Annotated in this window: 16 protein-coding genes and 1 tRNA gene; 2 read left to right on the top strand and 15 right to left on the bottom strand. The window is 53.5% G+C overall.

The genetic code is table 11. From position 1 onward, the window contains the following. Positions 1 to 144: 144 nt before the first annotated feature. Positions 145 to 219: transfer RNA gene (locus DEIGR_RS01455), tRNA-Glu, on the top strand. 118 nt (positions 220 to 337) lie between these two features. On the opposite strand, the gene DEIGR_RS01450 is transcribed toward DEIGR_RS01455, so the two are convergent. Beyond that, positions 338 to 1762, bottom strand: coding sequence for a phosphoglucomutase/phosphomannomutase family protein (locus DEIGR_RS01450; protein WP_083523892.1), 1425 nt, complete (start codon positions 1760 to 1762; stop codon positions 338 to 340). A 52-nt stretch (positions 1763 to 1814) separates the two neighbouring features. Here DEIGR_RS01450 and DEIGR_RS01445 point away from each other — a divergent pair, with 52 nt between their 5' ends. Then, on the top strand, positions 1815 to 2990 hold the full coding sequence (locus DEIGR_RS01445) for an O-antigen ligase family protein (protein WP_083523891.1): 1176 nt from the start codon (positions 1815 to 1817) through the stop codon (positions 2988 to 2990). Here the strand turns inward: DEIGR_RS01445 and DEIGR_RS20185 are convergent. The 14 genes from DEIGR_RS20185 to DEIGR_RS01400 all read right to left on the bottom strand — a co-directional run bounded on the left by DEIGR_RS20185 (position 2926) and on the right by DEIGR_RS01400 (position 18479). Continuing rightward, the gene (locus DEIGR_RS20185; protein WP_153013586.1) at positions 2926 to 3843 is read right to left on the bottom strand and encodes a hypothetical protein; all 918 of its coding nucleotides are present in this window, start codon (positions 3841 to 3843) and stop codon (positions 2926 to 2928) included. The genes DEIGR_RS01445 and DEIGR_RS20185 overlap by 65 nt on opposite strands. Next, positions 3830 to 4561 carry an SDR family oxidoreductase gene (locus tag DEIGR_RS01440; protein WP_058974644.1) on the bottom strand — a complete coding sequence of 244 codons (732 nt, stop codon included), beginning with the start codon at positions 4559 to 4561 and terminating at the stop codon, positions 3830 to 3832. Before DEIGR_RS01440 ends, DEIGR_RS20185 begins: the two co-directional genes overlap by 14 nt. Then, positions 4558 to 5106 carry a dTDP-4-dehydrorhamnose 3,5-epimerase family protein gene (locus tag DEIGR_RS01435; protein ID WP_058974642.1) on the bottom strand — a complete coding sequence of 183 codons (549 nt, stop codon included), beginning with the start codon at positions 5104 to 5106 and terminating at the stop codon, positions 4558 to 4560. Before DEIGR_RS01435 ends, DEIGR_RS01440 begins: the two co-directional genes overlap by 4 nt. Next, positions 5099 to 5998 (bottom strand): glucose-1-phosphate thymidylyltransferase RfbA, encoded by a 900-nt coding sequence (gene rfbA / locus DEIGR_RS01430; RefSeq protein WP_058974640.1) that lies wholly within the window; start codon positions 5996 to 5998, stop codon positions 5099 to 5101. The genes DEIGR_RS01435 and rfbA overlap by 8 nt, the downstream gene beginning before the upstream one ends. Then, positions 5995 to 7023 (bottom strand): dTDP-glucose 4,6-dehydratase, encoded by a 1029-nt coding sequence (rfbB, locus tag DEIGR_RS01425; RefSeq protein WP_058974638.1) that lies wholly within the window; start codon positions 7021 to 7023, stop codon positions 5995 to 5997. The genes rfbA and rfbB overlap by 4 nt, the downstream gene beginning before the upstream one ends. 153 nt (positions 7024 to 7176) lie before the next feature. Then, positions 7177 to 8541 (bottom strand): IS66 family transposase, encoded by a 1365-nt coding sequence (gene tnpC / locus DEIGR_RS01420; protein ID WP_058974636.1) that lies wholly within the window; start codon positions 8539 to 8541, stop codon positions 7177 to 7179. Between the two features lie 48 nt (positions 8542 to 8589). Further along, positions 8590 to 9618 carry a glycosyltransferase gene (locus DEIGR_RS19550; protein WP_083524094.1) on the bottom strand — a complete coding sequence of 343 codons (1029 nt, stop codon included), beginning with the start codon at positions 9616 to 9618 and terminating at the stop codon, positions 8590 to 8592. Continuing rightward, the gene (locus DEIGR_RS20180) at positions 9615 to 10694 is read right to left on the bottom strand and encodes a hypothetical protein (protein ID WP_153013585.1); all 1080 of its coding nucleotides are present in this window, start codon (positions 10692 to 10694) and stop codon (positions 9615 to 9617) included. The genes DEIGR_RS19550 and DEIGR_RS20180 overlap by 4 nt, the downstream gene beginning before the upstream one ends. Positions 10695 to 10870: 176 nt before the next feature. Continuing rightward, positions 10871 to 11749 carry a glycosyltransferase family 2 protein gene (locus DEIGR_RS19545; protein WP_160329901.1) on the bottom strand — a complete coding sequence of 293 codons (879 nt, stop codon included), beginning with the start codon at positions 11747 to 11749 and terminating at the stop codon, positions 10871 to 10873. Beyond that, positions 11715 to 12995: an O-antigen polymerase gene (locus tag DEIGR_RS20175; RefSeq protein WP_153013584.1), complete on the bottom strand. Its 1281-nt coding sequence runs from the start codon at positions 12993 to 12995 to the stop codon at positions 11715 to 11717. The genes DEIGR_RS19545 and DEIGR_RS20175 overlap by 35 nt, the downstream gene beginning before the upstream one ends. A gap of 22 nt (positions 12996 to 13017) precedes the next feature. After that, complete coding sequence (locus DEIGR_RS19540) at positions 13018 to 14232, bottom strand: oligosaccharide flippase family protein (protein WP_153013583.1); 1215 nt, start codon at positions 14230 to 14232, stop codon at positions 13018 to 13020. Between the two features lie 38 nt (positions 14233 to 14270). Further along, positions 14271 to 15704 carry an undecaprenyl-phosphate galactose phosphotransferase WbaP gene (gene wbaP, locus DEIGR_RS01410; RefSeq protein WP_058974631.1) on the bottom strand — a complete coding sequence of 478 codons (1434 nt, stop codon included), beginning with the start codon at positions 15702 to 15704 and terminating at the stop codon, positions 14271 to 14273. A 4-nt stretch (positions 15705 to 15708) separates the two neighbouring features. Beyond that, positions 15709 to 17382, bottom strand: coding sequence for a polysaccharide biosynthesis tyrosine autokinase (locus tag DEIGR_RS01405; protein WP_083523887.1), 1674 nt, complete (start codon positions 17380 to 17382; stop codon positions 15709 to 15711). Continuing rightward, positions 17379 to 18479 carry a mannose-1-phosphate guanylyltransferase gene (locus tag DEIGR_RS01400; RefSeq protein WP_058974630.1) on the bottom strand — a complete coding sequence of 367 codons (1101 nt, stop codon included), beginning with the start codon at positions 18477 to 18479 and terminating at the stop codon, positions 17379 to 17381. The genes DEIGR_RS01405 and DEIGR_RS01400 overlap by 4 nt, the downstream gene beginning before the upstream one ends. Positions 18480 to 18634 lie beyond the last annotated feature (155 nt).

The following is an 18634-nucleotide window of genomic DNA, read 5'->3' as shown; positions in this document are numbered from 1 at the left end:
CCGCCCCTCTCTTACCCTGCAGGGCACCCGCACACACCGCTTGACGAAATCACGGAAAGCCTGTATCTTTCTGTGCGTGCCGGAAACGGCGCCCCTTGAAAGGCAGGAAGCGAAGGCGCAAGCCGACGACAACTGAAGTGGTGTGGCCCCATCGTCTAACGGTTAGGACACTACCCTTTCAAGGTAGCGATACGGGTTCGAATCCCGTTGGGGTCACCACGAACGCTCGCCTCTGTACCCGCAGAGGCGAGTGCTTTTTGATCCCCCGCAGGCCCGGCGCATGAGCCAGCACTGGGAGGGGACAGCCCACGCCCCCTCCCAGTGCTGGCCGCCAGGATCAGTGCGCGCCGGGGTCAAGTGCCAGGACGCGCCGGGTGGCCTCCGCCAGAATGGTCTGGACGGCCTCCTCGCTCTGGGCCTCCACGTACACCCGTACCACCGGCTCCGTCCCGGACGCGCGGAACATGGCCGACGCCCCTCCGTCCAGCAGCAGCTTCACGCCGTCGCGGGTGTTCACGCCCTGCACGGCGTGCCCGGCCACCTCGGCGTACGCCGACGCGGCACTCAGCAGCGCGGCCTTGTCGAACGCGGCGCTCAGGTGCAGGTCGTTGCGGTCGTAGAAGTGCCGGAATCCCACCTCCTGCTCGATCTGGGCGAACAGGTCGTCCAGGCTCAGGCCACTGGCGGCCACCGCCTCGATCATCAGCAGACTGTTCAGCAGCCCGTCACGCTCGGGGATGTGCCCACGGGAGGACAGGCCGCCGGACTCCTCGCCGCCCATCAGCACGGCCAGCCGCTCGTCCGCCTGACCTTCCAGGAAGGCGTCCGTGATGTACTTGAAGCCCACCGGCGTCTCCAGCACGTCCAGACCCAGCCGCCCGGCCAGCAGCTCGATCACGCGGCTGCCCGACACGGTCTTCACCACGCGGCCCCTCAGGCCACGCCCGTACAGGTGCCGCAGCAGCACGGCGAAGATCTGATGGCTGTTGAAGAAACGGCCACCTGCCGTGACGGCCCCCACCCGGTCGGCGTCCCCGTCCGTGATGACGCCCAGGGCCGTCCCGGTCTCCCCGGCCAGTCGCGTGAGCAGGTCACCCAGGTTCTGCGGGATCGGCTCGGGGTTCACGCCATAGAACATCGGGTCCGGCCGGCCGTGCAGTTCCTCGAAGTGCAGCGGCAGCGCCCGGCTGCTCACGTAGTCGGCCAGCCACCCGCAGGCCGCGCCACCCATGGCGTCGTGCACCACCAGGCCCCGGTAGGACCGCAGCGTCTCCAGGTTCAGCTGCCGGTCCAGCTGCGCGTAGTAGGCCTCACGGATGTCCAGCGGCTGAACTGTCCCCCGCGCGCCCTCGTACCCGCTGGGGTGACTGAGCGCCCGCTCGATCTGCGCGACGGTCGAGGGTGTGGCGCTGCCGCCGTAGGCCCCCTTGATCTTGTAGCCGTTATAGGGCGGCGGGTTGTGCGAGGCCGTGATCATGACGCCGCCCGCCGCCCCGTGATGCACGACCGCGAACGACAGCGCAGGCGTGGGGAGGAACTCCGGCGCCAGCAGGACGTCCAGGCCCTGCTCGGCCATGACGTCCGCCACGACCCGCGCGAACCCGCTCCCCTGGAAGCGCGTATCGAACCCCACCACGACCAGCCGGCCACCCCCCTCCCGCAGCACCTGCGCGTGGGCGCGCGCCACGATCCGCACGTTGTCGTAGGTGAAATCCTCAGCGATGATGTCCCGCCAGCCATCCGTCCCGAACTTGATCGGCATATGGCCCACAGTGTACCGAGCCGCCACACACACGGCACTTATACTGCGCAGCATGACGGTTCACCAGCCAGAGGCGCCGGTCAGCCCCCCGCCCCGCTGGGTGAGCTGGCTGATCGCCCTGACCCCCATTTTCCCACCACTGTACCTGGCGGCCTTCGCCACCCTGGGCCACCTGCGCCGGCTGCCCCTCACCGCGCGGCGCGTGCTGTTCTTCTTCGCCGCCACCCAGCTCATCGCGGCGCTCTTCACGCCTGCCCCGCTGACGTCAGTGGGTCTGGCGGCTCTACGTACCGCCGAGGCGCTTGCGATGGTCGCGGCCGGGGCCTACCTCAAGGACAGCCGCTTCCTGCGCCCGCTGCTGTGGGGCCAGCTGGTCATCTTCGCCAGTGCCTGGGCGTACACGCTGGGCACGCAGGGCTGGGAGGGCGTGCAGGCGCGCCTGGGCCACCCGTACTACTACGTGGTCACGCTGGGTCTGGTCGCGGTGATCGCCCTGTGGCTGATCGTGTTCTGGCGTGGCGGAGGCTGGTGGCGCTGGCCCGCCGGTTTGTTCGCGCTGAGCACCCTGCTCGCCTCCGGCAGCCGCGGCCCGCTGCTGGCCCTGTTCACGGGTTCTGTGGCCGCCCTGGCATTCCAGAGAGACAAGCAGCGCCGCCCGTGGCTGCTGCTCCCGGCGGTAGGCCTGGTAATCGTCGCTATGGTGAGCTTCAAGGCCCAGATTCCATTCAAACCTGTCGAGCGGCTGCTAAACGATCAAACCAGCGGTCGAGAACTGGTCTGGAAGGATGCCGTTCAGGGCTGGCAGACGTCCCCTGTTGGTGGAGTCGGACCATATCAGGGGGGTCCTTACTTGACCTACCTATTTAAGGATGGTTGCCAGTTGACCCCGATTTTAGAGCGCAATGAAATACGTTGTCCAGAAGGAATCAGTCGCTGGGCCAGCGTTCTGCTTATCGCTCATAATGTCTGGTTACATTGGCTATTAGAAACGGGAGTGATTGGCACGGCAGGGCTTTTCGTAGTGACGCTTTATGGCCTCAGACTAGCCATACGGCAACGCATGCAGCTGGCACTGGCTATTCTGTTTGGTTTTGCGGCAATGAACATGGTTGATGTTGTATTGACACTTCCAAGTGTTCACTTCGCGGAACTGTGGTGGCTGCTCACGGGAACACTTTTTGCCGGTGTGGATACAACCAGTACCAAAACATCACGATCATTAGCATGACGATACATAGACTGACTACCCTGTCAGTCCAGTGAGTAGATGGGAAGGTCAACACTGTCACTTGAGGGAAATAAAGATAGGCACAATTTGTAGTTTTCGGATTATCCAGGCATTCAATTCGAAATGTAACCGATTGAAGACCAGCATGAGTCAGAGAAGCCTCGGATTTTATCCATTGCTTGGAGCTTCCTTCCTTAACTGAAACTTCTTGCCCGCCCAGCACAGTCGTGACACGGAAATCCTGATTTGCAGCGACGTAAATACTGGTATTTAGTGGCTTCCGGGCATTCCAAGAAAAACTGATCTCTTTATCAATGATTGGTCGAACATAATTAATTCCATCGAACTGAAGTCCCCCTACACCTTTGATAGTAAGGGGACTATTAGGAGCATCAAGGGACCAACGCTGGGCATAGACCCCAACCTGTTGCTGCCAAGCGGTTTTACTGTCCTCATGAATGCGCAAGGATGTCCAGTACTGTCTAATTGGTGCCTTGCAAGCATTTTTTGAGCAGGTGTAACGAATGGCGAGCGTGTGTCTCCCAGGTGGGACAAAGAAACCAGTGCTCTCCGGAATTTCAAATCTACCTGCCGCAAATTTTCTTTCGCTGACGCGATGTCCATCTACAAGCAATAGTGTGTTTATTCTCTCGACATCTGAGTATGTTTGATAATCAATTTGTATAAACTCTGATCGATCTGAATGCCATGTCAACGTACTCTGGGTATCTATGACTGCTCGATAAAAATTTACTCCGTCAAACTTTGGCTCGGACAGGCCAGTCAAAGTCCATCCTACCGGCACCTGCGTCCTGAGATCGACAGTGACGATGTTTGCTTCAGGCGCGGCCATCGCCCCAGGATGACATAAGTGCCTGCCAGCGGTCGGTGTTCAAGCTGACGTCATTGGGCAGGGTCACGCCGGCCTGTGTGCGAGTGCCTTCCTGCACATCTGCCTTGCGACGACGGGCGAGTTCGAAGACACTTTTGCGTTCAGTGACGATATGGAGCAGATCGTGCGGGATCTCGCGGGCATGCGTGATGACCTGCGCGATCTGTGGAGCGAGCACGTCCACGTAATCCTGGCCGGTGAAGACGTCACTGAAGGCAACGGGGTACGCGAACTCCCGTGGGCGGAAACTGGTACGGATGATCAGGTGATCATGCGCGGCTCGGGCCGCTTCCTCGGCGATCAGTTTGGTCAATGCGTAGTAGTTGACGACTGGGCCGGGTGTGTCGTCCTCACGGTAGCCGCCCGTATCGCCGCTGAACACGTAGTCGGTGCTGATGTGCACCAGTTTTGCATTCACGGCGTTGGCGGCGGCGGCCATATTCCGGGTGCCGATGACGTTGGCGTTCCAGCAAGCCTCGCGGTCACGCTCGGCGCCGCCCACGTTGGTGTAGGCAGCGGCATGCACGATCAGGTCAGGCTGTTCACGCTGTGCAGTGGTCAGCACCTGCCCGGCGTCGGTGATGTTCATCTCCCCGGAGGTAGGGGCCACGATACCGGGCAGCAGGGCACGGAGTTCCGTGCCCAGTCGGCCGCCGCCGCCCGTCAGGAGGATCTTCATCCCATGTCCTCGGCCCACAGGTCATCACCGAAGAAGTTCCAGGGCAGGCGGCCCTCATTGGGGTCCGTGATGTCGAACTGTGCGTCCATGGTGTACAGCAGCGTCGCACCCTGCTCACCGGCCTGGTAGCCGTGGGCGACACCACTGGGGATGTGCACCATCATGGGCTGCTCGCCACTGAAAACCAGTTTGCGTTTGACGCCCAGGGTGGGGCTGCCCTCGCGGCAGTCGACGAGCCAGATCATCAGCTGGCCCTGTAGCACGCACCAGATCTCGTTCTGCTCCTGCTTGACGTGGATGTGGAAGGCGTTGATGCGTTTCGGGGCTGCCCACGATACGCTGATCTGGCGGGGCGTCAGCTGGCCGGGCACGCCCTGCACGCCCTGTTCGTCCAGTCGGACGTACTCCATGAACGCGCCGTTCTCACTGCGGTTCTTCTTCAGGGCGTGAAACCACACCCCGTCAATCTGCGGGGCCGCCGGATACGTCTCGAAGTTCAGGGCCTGCGCGTACTCAGGGGCAAGACGGACGGTGTGTTCAGCCATGGCGTTTCTCCTTGCTCAGTTTCAGCAGGTACTTCCCGTACCCGTTCTTGGCGAGTTTCTGCGCCTGCTCCAGCAGCATCTCGGTGCTGATCCAGCCGTTGCGCCACGCGATCTCCTCAGGCGAGGCGATCTTCAGTCCCTGGCGGTGCTCGATGGCCTGCACGAACAGACTGGCCTCCAGCATGCTCTCGTGGGTGCCAGTATCCAGCCAGGCGAAGCCCCGCCGCATAAGCTGCACGTCCAGCAACCCGTCGTGCAGGTAGGTGCTGTTCACGTCCGTAATTTCCAGCTCACCGCGCGGCGACGGCTTGATGCTGCGGGCAATATCGACCACGCGCTCGTCGTAGAAGTACAGGCCCGTGACCGCGTAATCCGACTTGGGCTCGGCTGGCTTCTCCTCAATGGACAGCGCCTTCCCAGTGTCATCGAAATCCACCACGCCGTAGCGTTCCGGATCGCTCACCTGGTACGCGAAGACGGTGGCGCCCTCGGGGCGACTGTTGGCGTCCTGCATCAGATCCGACAGGTCATTGCCGTAGAAGATGTTGTCACCCAGCACCAGCGCACTGGGATGCCCCGCAATGAACTCCTCGCCGATCAGGAAGGCCTGAGCGAGGCCATCAGGCCTGGGCTGCACTGCGTACTGCAAGCGAATGCCCCACTGCGATCCATCGCCCAGCAGCTGCTTGAAGCGGGGGGTGTCCTCCGGCGTGCTGATGATCAGGATGTCCTGCATGCCGCCCAGCATCAGGGTGGTCAGCGGGTAATAGATCATCGGCTTGTCGTAGATGGGCAGCAGCTGCTTGCTGACTGCGATGGTCGCCGGGTACAGGCGGGTGCCTGACCCACCCGCCAGGATGATGCCCCGGCGGGAGGTGGTGAAGGCGGTCACTTGACCTCGGGGCCCGCGAGACGCTCGGCGTACTGACGGGCGTAATACTCACGGAATTCCCCGCTGCGGATCGGTTCCCACCACCAGCGGTTGTCCACGTACCAGCGCGCAGCCTCAGCAACCGCCTGCCGGGGGTCGTACTTCGGTTCCCAGCCCAGCATGCGCAGCTTGTCCACGTTCATGGAGTAACGGCGGTCATGGCCGGGGCGGTCCGTCACGTGCTTCACGAGGCCATGATCCTTCCCGAGGGTATCCAGCACGATGTCCACCATCTCCAGGTTGGTCATCTCACGGCCCGTGCCGACGTTGTAGACCTCACCGATCTCGCCTTTCAGGAGCACGGTCTCGATGCCGGTGCAGTGGTCATACACGTGCGCGTAGTCGCGCATCTGCAGGCCGTCCCCATAGACCGGGATGGGCTCACCCAGAATGGCGTTCGTGCTGAAGAGCGGTACGGCCTTCTCCGGGTACTGGTACGGCCCGACGTTGTTCGCGCCGCGCGTGATCGTCACGGGAATGCCGTACGTGATCGCGTACGCCTGCACCAGCTGATCCGCCGCTGCCTTGCTCGCCGCGTACGGGCTGCGCGGGGCCAGTTCATCAGTCTCCACGCTCTGGTGGTTGTCCTTAATGTGGCCGTACACCTCATCGGTGCTGATGTGGTGCAGGCGGATGCCCAGCTCCCGTGCCACCTCCAGCAGGACGTGCGTGCCACGCACGTTCGTGTCCGTGAACACCAGCGGCCCCAGGATGCTCTGATCCACGTGCGTCTCCGCCGCGAAGTTCACGATCAGATCAATGGACTCGTCCTGGCAGGTCCGGCGCACCAGATCCTGATCCCCGATATCCCCCACGACCAGCGACACGTTCGCCGTGTCCCACAGGTCATGCAGGTTCTCCTTCCGGCCCGCGTACGTCAACTTGTCGTACACCACTACCCGGCTGTCCGGGTGCTGCGCCAGCCAGTAGCGCACAAAGTTACTGCCGATAAAACCACAGCCGCCTGTTACGAGAAGGTTCCTCATAGGTTCTCCAATTCTAACTGTATTACAGCTGTTTCAGGGTCGTCGCCGCGGACATGGGCCTGCTCAGCGACCCTCACGATAGCGGCAAATTGGCGCTCGAAGCGTGCCGGAGCGAAGGATTCTGCATGTTTACGGATGGTTGAAGGTACGTGATTAGCGACGCAGGTTGATCAGGACATCGACGGGGTCCTGACCGCGCAACCGCGCGGTCTCCACCGTCGACTTGATCCGCATGTACGTCTGTGCACCCAGCGCGTTCTTGCTGCACTGCGAGACCTTGCGCGCGATCACCACCGACCGCAGGCTCCGTTCCGCCGCGTTGTTCGTCGGCGGGATATCCGGGTCTACTAGGAACCGCAGCAACCGGCCCTGCCGGTACTGCTTGAGCAACCCCAGTCGTAGCCGTTCGTTCCCCGGGGTCTTCAGTGGGCGCCGGTCGAGTAAGGCGTCCAGACGCAGGGTGAGTGCCTCACCCTGCTGTCGGTACTCATCCAGGCTGCATCCTCCACGACGGTGCTGGGCATGCAGCGCCATCAATGCTCGGCACACCTCGGCCAAGCGCTGCCCATACTCCCGGCCCCGTCCCCGCTTCCCCTGAGCCTGCTCACTCACCGTCTGGACGTTGCGCAGGACGTGAGCCAGACATTTTTGCTGCTGGACCCCTGCCAGGGTGTGACTGTCATAGACCTTGAAGCGGTCGCACACCAGGACTCCACCAAAGGCGTTGCCGAGCACTGCACGCAACTCGACGTTGGTGTGCTGGAGATTCGCTCGGAACAGCACCGTCTCGGCCGAGCGGAAGGTGCTCACCCAGGCCTGTGTCGCGTTCACTCGCCAGCCCGTGTCGTCGTGGTGGACATAGGGAGCTGCGCGCAGCTCCCGTTCCAGGGACTCGACATGTGTCGCCAGCGGACGTCCATCACGTGCCAGGCGCTGGGCGGCCTGGGTGATGGCCCCCTGGGACACCCGGATGCCGGTGGTCAGTCCCAGCACCCGTGGAATGCGGCGCTGTGGGAGACCAACCTCGTGGTGCAGCGCCTGAATGGTGGCCGCCAGTCGGGGACCACATCGGTGTCCCGTCGCCCCACGTTGGTCCGGTTGGAGGTCGGGATGCGCGCCACGTACAGTCTGCCCGCACTGCGGGCAGACCATCACCGGCACGTGGTAGGCCGTGATCTGCACGGTCTGAGCGGGCAGGTCACTGATCCAGGCGCGGTCGTTACGCTTGAAGATCAACTCGCCGACGTAGCCACAGGCCGTGCAGGTGTTGGGCGCCGGGACGTCGATCACGACGTCCTCCTGCTCGGGAGCAGGAGGACGCTTGTATGTGAAGACGCCTTCCCCAGCGCGACGACCTGCGGTTTTCGGGTGGGCTTTCCGACTTCCCCGGCTATGAGGGGCGGCATACTTGCGTTGCTGACGCTCCAACTGCTCGATGCGCTTCTGAAGCTGTTCGATCTGCTCCGCCTGCTTGCGGATGATCTCGTAGAGATCCTGTTCCGTCAGCGGGGTGGCCATGCGGCTCATCCTAGCGAATGTGACGATGCTGTCCGGCTCGCGGGGTCGCTAATCAGATACGGTTGAAGCATCAAACATATCAATATTTTCCTCAAATATACCGATTGCCCTTATTAAACTTTCAGCATTCTGCTGTCCAAAAAATACCCCAGTAACATTTGGAACGACCGTTTCCAGTATTCCGCCTTTGCCATATGCGATAACAGGGGCTCCAGCCGCCTGAGCTTCAACAGGGACAATGCCAAAGTCCTCATCTGCTGCAAATACGAAAGCTTTGCACCTAGCCATAAGCTCAGCAACTTGGCCATCATCGATCTTGCCTAATATTTCGACATTGGATCCAGCCATAGCTTTAATCCTATTAAAATCGGGGCCACCACCAATTACTTTAAGTGGATATCCTAATTTATTGAATGTCTCCACAATCAAATCTATTTTTTTATAGGGCACAAATCTTGACATAGCCAGATAAAATTCTTCTCTTGGTTGAGTGTGATCAAATCTTTCAACCTCGACTGGCGGATATAAAACTTTTGCCGGCCTCCTGTAAGTCCTTTGAATTCTTTTTGCAACATACTTACTGTTCGCTAAGAACACGTCTACTCGATTCGATGTAGAATGATCCCACAGTCTAATGTAATGCAAAATTATTTTTGCTACAAGTCCTTTTACACCACGCTTCAGTCCCGATTCATCCAAATATTGATGATACAGATCCCATGCATACCTCATGGGAGAATGGACATAGCTAATGTGCAGTTGATCTGAGTTGACCAAAACACCTTTGGCAACCGCGTGGCTACTTGATATGATTGTCTCATACTCTCTTAAATCAAATTGTTCAATCTGATATGGCATGATAGGAAGAAGATTTCTGTAAAATTTTGTAATAAAAGGCCATTTTTGAAGATTGCTTGTTATTACAGTCATTTTTGATATATTTACATCCTTAAAATCATCAAACTTATATACAGTCGTAAATATTGGAGCCTGGAAAACATTTATCATATGGGATAAAACTTTTTCAGCTCCTGCATTACCTCCCGAGAGCCAGTCATGGATATATACTCGTTTCATGCGTTCCCCTCATTAGATTCTTTATAAAGAGCGTATATAATCTGCGATGTATTAATCTTGTTGACTGAGTTATTGGTTAGCGAAACTATTTTTGAAACCCAGTTCATAGTAGATAGTGAGCGCGCAATCGACTTAACTGGCGCAGGAAGTCTAGATATCTGCTGACTAATCCTTCCCAGCCTGGGATCATAAGTAAATTCACATGATACTCTATTTTCAGGAGTAGATTGTATCAATCTATAGAATTCTTTTCTCGTTATTTTGGAAGCATCTATGCATTGTCCAGAATATACATTGTAATTTAAATATATCAGTCTATCCAGTTCTGATATCAGCTCACCATCGCCAAAATAGTTATAACTATTTTGGGATTTTCTCTGAGACTCTGTAATGCCATAGTTTTCCAGCAGTTTAGCTTTGTATCTTTCAAACAATATAGTTATATCAATTCCTAGATCATAATAGCTGCTATATCTAGTTGAATACTTTGATACAAGATTATTATTTAGCGATATCCCACTGAAGTGAAAGAAATAAAGCGGCCCCCCATTAGACTTAAACTCCCCATCTTCAAGTTCTATCTTCCTACCGTGAAGGTTCCAATATGCCACATTATATCCATTATCTTTTAAGATATAGACACCGTCAAAGAAGCCTGGAATCAAATCAATCCATTTTTGATCTGTGAACATTCCTTTTGAGAATGCATTAAATGCATTGTACCGCAGCCTACTCATCCACCAATCAATGAATAGCTTGGTCTTATCATTCCATCTAATAGCAATAAATCCCAAATTATATGATCCTGATCTCAAAAAACTTAAATCATCGGGTAATAATCCATCATAAATCGGCTCAGTAGAGTGTGGAGTAATAATTATATTTTGATTTTCTAAAAGATTGTCAATATTTTCGAGACTCTTATAAATAAATATATCTGGGTCTAGGTAAATTATCTTTTTAAATCCCAGTTCTCCTAAATACCTAAAGCAATTTGGTTTTATACTAGTACTCAATTCTGTAATTTCATAATAAAATGCACGGGATTTTAAATCATTTATCATTTCCTCATCCACGACTTTGACTATTGTTCTGGCGGAATCAGGAATATATGTTGGCTCTTCACCAAGATAGAACACATAAAATAGAGATTCGGGATTATTATCAAGGTAAGACTGCGCTAGGGTAAGCGCGTAATGATAATACGCTCCGTTGACTATGGTAAAAGAGACAAAACGAGAAGAAGTCATATTCATATTCCTATAGGACCCATTGAATTCTTGAACCCGTCCCTCAAACCTTTTGCAGTCATTCTAATTTTTTCTGCCTTATTCTCCTCATATAAGAGTATTTTTACGGTTTCAGTTATAAATCCTCGGAGGTCCATCAAGACCCAACGAATATCGAAAAGTGCATATTTCTTATACATAAAAACTCTATTGCGAGCGATATAATAGCGCCTAATGGCTGAATGATTGGATGGAAGGACACGCAAGTTGAAAAATAGCCTCTCAGTATTCTGCCCCACACTATGCTGAACCGCTACCCACTTGTGCTCAAGAATAACATAGCCAGCCTTCCTATACCTTAGACAAATTTCATTGTCTAGCTGGTCAATGAACATCTCACCCCTAAAAAGGCCGCCTTTCATGATAGCAAAGGGATTCATAATGCTACCAGAAGTCATTGTTGAACGCGTGAGGTTATACGAATCTAGTTGCAAGTTTTTATTTAGGGCACGAGAAGCAAACGCTTTTTTTACTCCTGTCGCCCTATCAATATATTGAGGTGATAGAATACCTATTTTTGATTTAGAATCGAATTTCAAATCTTTCATCATTTCAATAAAGTAATCCTCTGGGATCAGTGTATCCTGATCAAATGTAGCGATAGCATCGAAGTTTTTTTTCAGGGCGTACAAAATTCCAAGATTAAGAGCAAAGGCAAGACCAAGATTACTTTCGCACCTCAGTAAGGTGCAATTATTAGGCAGATCATTCATAAATTCAATGCCCGATGAATTATTATCTACTATGATTACCTCTTGAGATTGGCGAGACAGAGATTCAATATTTTCCCTGATGGAATGATCAGGATTATATGTTACGACTACTGATGCGATATTTAACACTATATCTCCCTCCTTGATTTTTGATCTGGATTCTCTCGATTAACATAAATGCTAGGCTAAAAATAATAATCCACGTTGTATCTGGCGAGCTTATCAAAACATTGAAAGCACCCCACCAAGTTATGATACTGATCCAAAACCAAGGATAAACATATATACCGAGCAGCTCCCCTTTACGATACAGATTCCAAAAAAAGCCAGAAAGTATCCCATAACCAAGAAACCAAATAGGCGATAACCAGCCTAAATCTGAGTATACTGAGCCATAAATCGTGAACCAATTGAAGTTTTCATCTAACTTGGCAACTTTAACACTATTAAAAGAGCTACTCCATACAGACTGTTCCCCAGGTGCCGTAAACCCAAGCCAGTTACCAAAATTGAGCAGCTCAATACGACTTGAAAATGGTGGATATAGAACGTTATAGAAAGCGTAGGCCTGCTCGCCCGCGCCTGGTAAACGAAGTTTACCATCTAAAATCAGGGCAAGTCGATTGAATTCAGAGATAAAGTACCCTACTAGTGTGTAAGACAGCCCTTGCCTGCCTGCCAGCATTCCTCCACGATTTACATCTATTACAACAAATGCAAAAACTGATACCAGTATTATCAATAGTAGATATGCGTAAAATTGATATACTTTTATTTTTTTGAAAGACAATTTCAAGTTTATTATTGTAATAAACATGATACCCACAAATAATATCATTTCTCCCCTTGTCTGAGAGATATAGGCATACATTAAATTTAGAAGTGAAGTAATTATAGGCATGGTATAATACTTACTACCCATGCGATACGCTTTAGAAACCAAATAGATTGACGCAATTAAAGAGAATGGTCGAATCCAAGATAAAATAGAAGAACTCATAATAGAATCAAACTTGATTCGATATTCTGTTATTGATAGACCCATTCCAGGCCGCAAAATATCGGACAAACTATCAATCCCCAGACCTCTAAACATAGTTATCGTCCTAATAACTAAAACTATTATCACAAAAATGGAAACTACGAAAAACATTTCTTTTGAATCACTTGAGTATAACGAATTTTTAGTAGTTATATTTATATACTTCTTCGAAAAAATAAACGTACCAATGATAAACATTATCAGACAACATAAAACGTACAAAATCAGCTTAGCATTTAAAAACATAAAATTCTTTTCATATAAAATTTCTTCATAAACATCGGGCGGGAAAAAGGTAAAAGCTAAGCCAACCAAAGAGATTACCAGCGCCACTACAGAAGGAGAGAAAAGTGTCCTAAGATTCCGCACGATTCCTCCTTAAAATCTTATAAACTTGAAAACCTAATGAGATTGATGCAAAAGCCTCAGGAATAATCACTGAATAGGCCATACCTACTATTCCCATATGAGGAATCAAAATTATCATAGCACCTAATGATAAAGCCGAAGCAATGGAATAAACAACTGTTACATAATTATCCTTCCCGAGTGGAATAAGAATAAAAGAAGACAATATTGTATTTAATGCGATAATAGGAAAAAGTAATCCCAATAATCTCAAAATATTGACGCTCTCTATGTATGAATCGCCAAATAATATAGTGATCGCCGGCTTAGCCAGCAAAATTATAAGGAAAAATATCAATACTGCAACCGGAAAATAAAATGCTGAAACTCGATAAATATATTTGACACCCTCCCTAAATCCTTGATGCATGAGACTATATATTCTTGGTACAATTATTTGATTAATTGGACCAAACATTGATAAACCTGCACGCGCCAACCTATCAGCATTTCCATAAACAGCAACTTGATGGCTTGGTACAAAAATCCCTAAGATAAATATACCCGCTGCTGTGTATATACTTGTGATAATAGTGAATATAGATATGCTCCAGCCGGATCTTAAAGCATTTATACCGTCCACAAGGGATACTTTGAAAATCTCCGGCCCTATATCAAGAGACATAATAACACATTGCACTATGGTTGAAATAAGTATGGTTAAAAATTGAAGCACGATGATTAAATAGTAGTCTTCCGGACTCCTTAAAAATATGAAAATAAGCAGTATATATAGTAATCTTGAAAATATATCCGTCAGAGCATAGATATGCAGCCTATCGATAGCTTGGAAATACCATACGGGCCCAAAAGATTGGGCAGCCGCCCAAAAAACTATAAATAGGCTTAGAACGGTGTAATTCTTAAGAGAACTAAAATAAACACCCAAAACTACAACTATAATCGATGGTATTAATAATACCAGCTTTGCTGTATATATTCCAGAAATAGCTGAGGAAATTGATAGTTTATTACTTAGTAAACTCACTAAATTTCTAGTTGCAGTAACGTTAAATCCATAATCCAGGATAAGAGTTACCCATAATCCTAAAGCTTGAGCTGAAAGGACCGCACCCCAATAATCTGGAGGAATTAACTTAGTTGCATACGGTGCAATTATTAAAAAGGAGAAGCCTCTCAGAAAAAAGGAGAGATATATCAAGAAAATTCTATAAATCTTACCAAATGATAACTTTGCTATCAATATGCTCCCTTCCCAAGCATGACCACGCGAACGGTCTGAATAAGAACAACTATATCCAACCAGGGAGTCCAGTTAGTTACATAGAAATTGTCCATACCAACCCTCTCATTATAACTAGTATCACTGCGACCGTTTGCTTGCCAGTAGCCAGTCATTCCAGGACGAACCTGCTTATACACAGCGTAGATATCACCGTATTTAGACACTTCACCCTGCACTATGGGTCTTGGACCAACTAGACTCATAGTTCCCAGGAGCACATTAGCCAGTTGGGGCAGCTCATCCAAACTCGTTTTCCGTAAAAACGCGCCAACCCTGGTGACCCGTGGATCATTCCTCAGCTTGTGTGTGGCCTCAAATTCAGCCCGCAGCGTAGGGTCGCTGTCCAGTACGCTCTTGAGCTTGGCTTCTGCGTCACGGTGCATACTGCGGAATTTGAAGCAGTCAAACGGCTCACCATTACGTCCAAGGCGGCGAGCACGGTATACAGCCGGGCCTGGACTATCGAGTCTAATGGCCAGAGCAATCAGCAGAAGGAGAGGCAACAGCAGCAAACCACCCAGACCCGATCCCAACAGATCAATGGTACGTTTTAACGTTCTAGCCTGGACACTCCTCAGGTTGTTTCGGACTTCCAAGCTAGCCACGCTGCCGATATTGTGGGGTTGTAGGGCTTGGTTTGGAATACCGAACAGGTCCGGGATGACCCAAGTATGTGGAAATGAGGCATACGTGGCATTGACAATACGCTGCTGTGTCTCAGCACGTGCGCCTGGAATGGAGACGAGTGCCTGCTCCGTTCGGGGCTCTGTGATGGCCTGCTCAATAGTGCCCAGGATGGGCACCCCGTGCAGCGTAGTGCCATGCAGTTCATGATTGTCGTCGTATGCCGCAACCGGGTTCAGGCCATATGCAGGATGGGCACGGAGATGATGAATGGCCATAGCAGCCGTTTGTCCTGCGCCAATCACGCTGATCGGCCGACCATACTTACCAGTTCGAATCAAGACCGAACGGATGCCATAGCGCACAAACAGACTAAGCAGCAGGAGTAGCGCCCAACTCAATACCGTACCAGACACACTTGGCGAGAAGCGTTGCAATGCGAGTCCTGCTGCCAGTTGCACTGCCACCACCTGCGCCGTACCCATGACATGTAATCGCAGCTCGGTTTGCGGAGAGCGTCCGTATCCGGGATACAGCCCCTGATAGGCTCGCCAGCATAGCCATACTGCTCCCCAGACTAGGGAAGAGTGTGGACTTTCGACTGCTAACCCCCATATTGGCAGTAGAAAATACGTCAGGCTATAGACACCTAGCAGGCTCAGCGCGTCTCCCAGCAGGAGGGCACCTGCTTGGGGAAAACTGCTTATGGCAGGCAACGCAGCCACAGGTTTCCTATGCAGCCCAGACGGGTTCAACACACCCATAGGTTCATCCCCCTCGTTTGCGGGGCGCATAGCCATACCCATAGCCATAACCCTGCGCCTCTTGCGAGCTGGCTGACACTTTGTTGAGGATGAATCCAAGAATAGGCACACTAGCATTGTGAGCGCGGCGTAAAGTCTGCTTCACTGCGTTTAAGCTAGTCTTCCCTTCTTCCACTACAATCAGAACTTGATCGACATGTCGCCCGAGGATCAGGCCATCTGCCAGAGCCAGCATGGGAGGGCTGTCGATGAGCACTAGATCATAGCTTGAACTCCAGCTCTCCAGAATTTGGCTCAGAGGGGCGCGGTTCAGCAGTCCCATACTGTCTTGCAGCCCTGGGCCTGCTGGCAAGACATGCACCCCGGGCTCAGCTTCAATTACCTGCACGTTCTCTGGAGCGCCTAGGGCCTCCTGAAGCGTACGAGCCCCACCTTCACCGCTGAGCTGAAGCCATTTGTGGCTGGATTCATACTTGTCCCAGACATCCTGCTGAGTACCACGGCGCATATCAGCATCGATGATCAGCACGCGTAGACCACTGTTAGCCATGGTGTCAGCCAGCGTCGCCGTCAGGCTGCTCTTGCCTTCACCGGGCGCAGTCGATGAGATCATAATGCGCTGCCCTTTAAGAGTTCCCAGCCGCGTCAGTAGGTTCACGCGCAGGAACCCCAGTGCCTCGTACAGCCCCGCCTGACGGGCTGCACGGACTATTCCACTGAAGACCACATCCCTTCGGCGTAGCTTGGGCACGCTGCCCAGCGTCGGCAGGCCAAAGCTGAGCAGATCATCTTCAGAACGAGCCGTGCGGTCTGTCACCGTACGTAAGGCGGCAAGACCACCGCCTAGCAGCAGGGTCAGCAATCCTGCCAGGATCGCATTGCGAGTAGGTTTTGGCGCTACCCGTTCCAGTGGCTCAACAGCCGGGGAGACAAGTTCCAGCGAACCAGTCGCACCCTTGGCCTGGATATCTACCTGCGCCAACGTGCGTTGCAGGCTTGCCCGTGAGGCAACCAGCGTCTGCCGTTCCAAGTCACTTGACGCTCCCTCGGCCAGCTGCCGATCTATTTCAGCCAACTGGGCCTGGAGGCTCTGTGACGCTCGTCCAAGGCCGTTTAGAGCGCGCCCACGGTCCCAGTCTAGCAACACCTGTGCACTCAGGTCCGCTAGGAACTTTGCGGCAACTGAGCTACCTGCACGGGCTGTCACGGAATAGATACCATTACCGTTGAAGTCGAGTTGATTTTGCAGTTGCAGGGTTTTGACCTCCCGCAATTGCAGTTCTCGTTGCAAGTCGTCAGCCAGTTCAGTCCGCAACTCCTGAGGGATACGGGTAGTCTCGCGCAGCCCAGTGATGATGCGTCCCAGCACAGTAGGTCCGTTGAGCGCCTCCTGGAGAGCGCCCTCAGGTAGGGGGGATGCTGTGACCACACTGTCCCGACCACTCCCAAGATTGCCGCTGTTGCCCGTCGTCACCAGACTAGCAGTCGCCTCAAATACGTCCGGCTGCCCCCGGGACAGAGCGTAAACACCAGCACCAATGATCCCAGTTGCCAGCAGGATGACGGGCAGGCGACGCCGCACCCCGTTCCAGAGCGTACCGAGTTCGATCTCCTGTTCCCGTGGTTCCGGCGATTCCTGAGCCGAGCGGCGCGGCTCCATCTGTGAGTAGTCGGTCATGCGAAGCGCTCCAGTTCAGGATGGGATTTCAGTTGTTGGACAACCTGCTTGATGTCCTGCGTGCGATCCTTCCGGACGACCAGCGTGACGTCGCCGGCACGCACGACCACCACGTCTTCCAAGCCGATCGTGGCGATCAGGTCATCGCCGCTCGTGGTGTACAGGATCGCCCCACCGGTATCGATGCCGATGTGCCGACCGACGGAGACATTGTCGCCCTCACCTTTGAGCAAACGTTCCATGGCATTCCAGTCACCCAGGTCGTCCCAGCCGAACTCTGCCGGGATGACCACCACGTTGTCGGCTTTTTCCAGGATGGCGTAGTCGATGCTGATCTTGGGAAGTTGCGGAAAGACCTCGGGCAGACGCGGCTGTAGAAGCGTATGGCGGGCCATCGCCTCCGACAGCTGGGCATACAGTGCGGGCTGATGCTGCTCGAAGGCCCTGAGGATGGCCTGGACATTCCAGATGAACATTCCACTGTTCCAACTGTACAGGCCAGTACGGAGAAAAGCGCGGGCCGTTTCACTGTCGGGCTTCTCGGTGAAGCGCGTTACCCGGTAAGCCGACAGTTCGTCATGGGCACCGAGGAGCTCACCTCGCTCGATGTACCCATACCCTGTGGCCGGGAAGGTCGGTTCGATCCCAATGGTCACAAGCTGGTCGGTCTCCCGGGCGACCTGTTCGGCACGCCGGACGACACGCTCAAACGCCGCCGCGTCCGTGATGCGGTGATCTGCTGGGAATACCCCCATCACAGCCTGCGGGTTCAGCTGGGCCACTTTCAGCGCCGCAAAGAGGATGGCGGCAGCCGTATCACGGGGGGTAGGCTCGACGAGCAGATTCTCGACCGGCATATCCGGCAACTGTTCCAGGACCTGCGCGCGATGATCACGCCCGGTCACCACCATGATCCGGGCGGCGTGGCCGGCCAAGGCCGTCAGGCGGTCTGCCGTGGCCTGCAGGAGACTGCGGCCGGAGTCATCCAGCGTCAGGAACTGCTTGGGCCGGTGCTTGCGGGAGAGTGGCCAGAAGCGCTCTCCGCTGCCGCCTGCCAGGATGACGGGGACGAATAAGGGCTGGGCATCTGCGTTCATCGCTCTCCTGAGAACTTGACTTCACCCTGACAGCGTGAAGTCTGACCTGTCTGTTGAATGACCGTATGCCGCTGCATCGGTTGATGATAACAGTGTCCGCATAGACTGATCGGCGTTTGGCAGCGGACCACCCGTGGCCTAAGGTCAGATCAGAT

The sequence above is a fragment of the Deinococcus grandis genome (assembly GCF_001485435.1).
Taxonomy (GTDB): Bacteria; Deinococcota; Deinococci; order Deinococcales; family Deinococcaceae; genus Deinococcus; species Deinococcus grandis.
The sequence above is the reverse complement of the archived record's forward strand: the minus strand, read 5'-3'. Positions and strand labels throughout refer to the sequence as shown.

Coding starts and splice junctions, on each gene's coding strand:
- DEIGR_RS01450 (WP_083523892.1), bottom strand. CDS start 1,762: ATGCCGATCAAGTTCGGGACGGATGGCTGGCGGGACATCATCGCTGAG.
- DEIGR_RS01445 (WP_083523891.1), top strand. CDS start 1,815: ATGACGGTTCACCAGCCAGAGGCGCCGGTCAGCCCCCCGCCCCGCTGG.
- DEIGR_RS20185 (WP_153013586.1), bottom strand. CDS start 3,843: ATGGCCGCGCCTGAAGCAAACATCGTCACTGTCGATCTCAGGACGCAG.
- DEIGR_RS01440 (WP_058974644.1), bottom strand. CDS start 4,561: ATGAAGATCCTCCTGACGGGCGGCGGCGGCCGACTGGGCACGGAACTC.
- DEIGR_RS01435 (WP_058974642.1), bottom strand. CDS start 5,106: ATGGCTGAACACACCGTCCGTCTTGCCCCTGAGTACGCGCAGGCCCTG.
- rfbB (WP_058974638.1), bottom strand. CDS start 7,023: ATGAGGAACCTTCTCGTAACAGGCGGCTGTGGTTTTATCGGCAGTAAC.
- tnpC (WP_058974636.1), bottom strand. CDS start 8,541: ATGGCCACCCCGCTGACGGAACAGGATCTCTACGAGATCATCCGCAAG.
- DEIGR_RS19550 (WP_083524094.1), bottom strand. CDS start 9,618: ATGAAACGAGTATATATCCATGACTGGCTCTCGGGAGGTAATGCAGGA.
- wbaP (WP_058974631.1), bottom strand. CDS start 15,704: ATGGGTGTGTTGAACCCGTCTGGGCTGCATAGGAAACCTGTGGCTGCG.
- DEIGR_RS01405 (WP_083523887.1), bottom strand. CDS start 17,382: ATGACCGACTACTCACAGATGGAGCCGCGCCGCTCGGCTCAGGAATCG.
- DEIGR_RS01400 (WP_058974630.1), bottom strand. CDS start 18,479: ATGAACGCAGATGCCCAGCCCTTATTCGTCCCCGTCATCCTGGCAGGC.